We start from the raw sequence: 4,540 nt of genomic DNA on the forward strand, positions 1-4,540 counted from the left end.
GGGGAGAGCTTGCGCTCTCGCGGGCCAGATTACAGAAAAATAGATGGGTAAGGCGCACGGTCATGTCGACCCCTGCGACCAACTGCCGCCATGGAGCAGCGACCATTTCGATGGATAACCCGGCTGACCGCGCGGCCATCGCTAAGATTCTTGAGCTTGTTGTTTGGACGGAGTCTGAAGATGGGCGCAAGAAATGTGGAATGTCCTCGGCGATGGTTGTGACTAGACATCTGCCGCGCCGCCTAGGCCGTGGGTTCTATAGCTTGGCAGAGCGGCTTTACCTTCTTCCACCTGGCGCAAACGCGCAACAGTGAGAACAGATGTGGTGGGCTGAGGTTGCCAAGCTTGAGAACTTTTATGGGCCCGCCGGCGACGGTAGTCGCTGCCTGGTTCTCGCTGGGACGCGTAATTACACCCACATAATCGCGTCCAGGTAATGAAAACTATTGTGCGACCGGGTACGATAGGGCAGTATTTTGATCGTAGCGGCTGCGGTCGGCCGTCGAGAGACGGCACGATAAACGCAACCCACGCAATCGGCCCATCAGGGCTAGGGAAGTGAACGAAGCAACATGGCAGCTATCGTGATTGTCGGCGCCCAGTGGGGCGACGAGGGCAAGGGCAAGGCCACCGATATCCTGGGTGGCCGCGTGGACTACGTGGTCAAGCCCAACGGCGGTAACAATGCGGGCCACACCGTGGTCGTCGGCGGCGAGAAGTATGAGCTCAAGCTCCTTCCGGCCGGCATCCTCTCCGAGAACGCCACCCCGGTCCTGGGCAACGGCACGGTTATCAACCTTGAGGCCCTCTTCGACGAGATCGACGGCCTTGAGGCCCGCGGCGCAAATGCTTCTCGTCTGCGCATCTCCGCCAACGCGCACCTCGTTGCGCCGTACCACCAGACGCTCGACCGCGTGCAGGAGCGCTTCCTGGGCAAGCGCGCCATTGGCACCACCGGCCGCGGCATTGGCCCGACGTACGCTGACAAGGTTGCTCGCATCGGCCTGCGCGTCCAGGACGTCTTCGATGAGTCCATCCTGCGCCAGAAGATCGAGTCTGCGCTCGACATCAAGAACCAGATGCTGGTGAAGATGTACAACCGCAAGGCCATCGACGCTGACCAGATCGCGGAGTACTTCCTGCAGTACGCGGACCGCCTGCGCCCCATGGTCATCGACGCGGAGCTTGAGCTCAACAAGGCGATGGACGAGGGCAAGCACATCCTCATGGAGGGCGGCCAGGCCACCATGCTCGACGTGGACCACGGCACCTACCCGTTCGTGACCTCCTCCAACCCGACCGCCGGTGGCGCGTCCGTGGGCTCCGGCATCGGTCCGACTCGCATCACGCACGCCCTGGGCATCATCAAGGCTTACACTACCCGCGTCGGTGCCGGCCCGTTCCCCACGGAGCTGCACGATAAGTGGGGCGAGTACCTGCAGACCACCGGCGGCGAGGTGGGCGTCAACACCGGCCGCAAGCGCCGCTGCGGGTGGTACGACTCCGTCGTCGCACGCTACGCCACCCGCGTCAATGGCTTCACGGACTACTTCCTCACCAAGCTCGACGTGCTCACCGGCATCGGTGAGATCCCGATCTGCGTGGCCTACGACGTCGACGGCAAGCGCTTCGACGAGATGCCCATGACCCAGTCTGACTTCCACCACGCCGTCCCGATCTACGAGACCATGCCGGCCTGGGATGAGGACATCACCGACTGCACGACCTTCGAAGAGCTCCCGCAGAAGGCTCAGGACTACGTCCTGCGCCTTGAGGAGCTTTCCGGCGCCCGCTTCTCCTACATCGGCGTCGGCCCCGGCCGCGACCAGACCATCGTGCGCCACGACATCCTGGCGGACTAACCTCAGCTTTCCGATGCCCTCGTCGCCCCGCGTTTCTGCGGGCGCGGCGGGGGATTTTGCATGCCTTCAGGTTTCCGATTGCTGAGATAAACCTTAGAGAAAATCGGCCTGAGTGTGTCACACGGGTATTTTCCCCCGAAAATAGAACACTTCAACGCCGTGCGGGGGTTAGGTGGGGAAGTTTCAAAAAGGTCCGTGTTCACAACAGTTGCCTCTTTGGCGGTTATATTTTTCAACAACAATCACCAACTAGACCAAAGGGTAAAAGGCCTCTGGCATGGAATCCTCAGATACTATCTAATATGTGGGCAATATCACAATTAAGTGCTCTCTCGGCAGTGGTACCTTGTGAGCTGGCCTTTCTCTCAATAACTGCGCATAAAAGCTGTAATTTCACGCGGAATCCATTGGCTGGATGTGGGGGGTAGTGGTGGAACCTGTGAATCCACCTTAGGATTGTTTCTAGGTATTTCGTGAGAGTTTCTAAGTGCTTATCTTAGGGACACTGCCGCTCTCTTGCTGGTATCGAAATTCCACTTGGATTATCCGCCGTCCTACTTCGCTCGCGGTGATCTAGGTTCCCCTATTCGTCTTTCTAGGAATGGATTTTCTGTTGAAGTTTAATTTTGATGCTTCCCAGGCTCCGCGCAGTACGTCTGCGTTGGCTCTCCAGGGTCTCGGCTTCAAGGGCCGTATGCGTAATCTCATCGCTGGCGGTGCTGCTTTCGCCATCGCCGCGACCGGTACGGTTGTTGTACCGAACATGATTGATACCGTGCCTGCTGCTGTTGCACAGGATGCTGCTACTGATGCAGCTAACAACACCCCTGCAGATATGCCGGGTTCTTCTGAAGCCACGGCCATTCGTGCTGACGGTGTCTGGGGTCAGAAGCAGGGGTACCAGGGTGAGGTCTTTAAGCAGTACGGTGGCGGTCTTGATGCCCGCAACGGCGACGATGTCCTCATGCCAGGTGTGAAGGTCTTCCTGCAGTGGATCAATGGACAGGGCGTCGTTTCGCCGGTGTACTACACGGTGTCTGATTCTGAGGGCAAGTTTGTCTTTGACCTTTCCAAGCCGGTGAAGGACGCTAATGGCGGAGAGTACGGGTTTGACCTTGCAGGAGACAGTAAGTTTCAGCTTCGTACGTGGGCTGAGAATCCCGACCCGGCGCGCCTTATGCAGGTTAAGACCGGTGACATGATGGCTGGCCGTTTCCACGGCAGACTTTCTCGTAAGAATGAGTCTTGGGACTTCACTGCCGGCATTAACCGCGTCGTCAACAGCATGGTTGTCTTCGAGGAGAAGCCGAACGTTGACGGTTGGCTTGCTAAGCCGGAGGCACAGCGAACCGAAGCCGGTAAAAACACCGGTAAATACGGTACTGTTCGCGGTAACGTCTGGTGGGAAAACCGCGAGGCTGGCGGAACGCTGGCCAACCAGTACTACAAGGACACAGAGTTCAACGACCGCGCGGCCACGGATACGAAGGTTGTTGGGTCTTACGTAAATGATGAGGTCGCCCGTCAGTTTGACGCTTGGAAGGATGCCAATGCTGGCTTCACTCCTGACGAGTTTGCGTCAGCTCAGAAGCAGATTGTCGCTGACTACGAGGCGGAAAACGGTGCTGGGTCCGCTATCGCAGAATCGGTTGTTGCAACTGTGGCTTCGAACGGCGACTACTACATTCCATTCAATGGCCTGTATGGCGTGTCTCGCGATAAGCAAAACTCCGGAGCCTCCATTTCCCACACGATCTCTGATGAGGAATACGGTACCGTTGTGCCGGACTCGGACGTTGATCATGGCAGCCTGATGAAGTGGAATGGCACGGTCGGCCAAAAGCATCGCCACATCAACTCGGATTACTTGTACGTGTACCCTGTGATCGAGGGCGACCGCGATGTGTGGATGAACTCGTTCCAGAACAATATGTTCCAGTCGCCTGAGCTTGCTACCGCTGTTAACGCACTGGAATCCTACAATATTTCGAACGTCAAATTCGCTGTGTTCACTGCAAATCCGATGCATGACATCACGAACTATGATCTGTCGAGTCGGATTGCGGGTCCGGGAGACACTGCGGTCAACACGACTACTGGACTGAACCCGTTCAATGACTACGTTATCCAGTGGTACGCAGATGGCGTTGCTATTGGCGGTGCTTCGAAGACAGTAAAGGCCAACGAATCAGGCACGCTCGAGTCAGTTCCGTTCACGGTTCCGGAGGACCTTGCAAAGGCAACTGTCTATTCGTCGCAGGTTTTTGCTGCTGATGCTTCTGGTAAAGCAACTGGTACCGTGCTTCTCGCGGACTCTTTCCTGGCTGATCCGGCATACATCGATTACCCAACGGTCACGGGAACCGCAGGTTTGAAGGCTCTCACTTCGACTCCCAAATTCGATAATCCGAACACGGATAAGACTGAGACGATTCCGCAAGGTGCTAAGTTCGCCTTCTCGGATCCTGCGGCAGCAGAGAAGCTCGGCGTTACGATCGACCCGGATACGGGCGTAATCACTTGGCCTAAAGATAAACAGGTTAAGGGCGAGACGCAGGTTGCGGTCACCGCAACTTGGACGATTCCTGGCACGGATACCGTCGTGAATCGCACAGTGAACGCCGATTTCAACTTGAAGCCCACGACGGATTCTGTGGATCCGAAGTATGCGGATGATA

The 4,540-nt window shown here is 57.1% G+C and carries 2 protein-coding genes; both read left to right on the forward strand.

Annotation, left to right across the window (positions count from 1 at the left end; translation table 11 throughout):
• Positions 1–572: 572 nt before the first annotated feature.
• Entirely contained in the window at positions 573–1,862 is a 1,290-nt protein-coding gene (locus HMPREF0307_RS05500) for an adenylosuccinate synthase (protein WP_066488946.1), read from the forward strand.
• Positions 1,863–2,463: 601 nt separating this feature from the next.
• On the forward strand, positions 2,464–4,540 hold a 2,077-nt coding region (locus HMPREF0307_RS05505; RefSeq protein WP_304438463.1), incomplete at its 3' end, for a Rib/alpha-like domain-containing protein.

The organism is Corynebacterium sp. DNF00584, from assembly GCF_001552965.1.
Lineage (GTDB): Bacteria > Actinomycetota > Actinomycetes > Mycobacteriales > Mycobacteriaceae > Corynebacterium > Corynebacterium phoceense.

Bases quoted from the DNA above. Each gene is read 5' to 3' on its own strand.
- HMPREF0307_RS05500 (WP_066488946.1), top strand. From the start codon at position 573: ATGGCAGCTATCGTGATTGTCGGCGCCCAGTGGGGCGACGAGGGCAAG.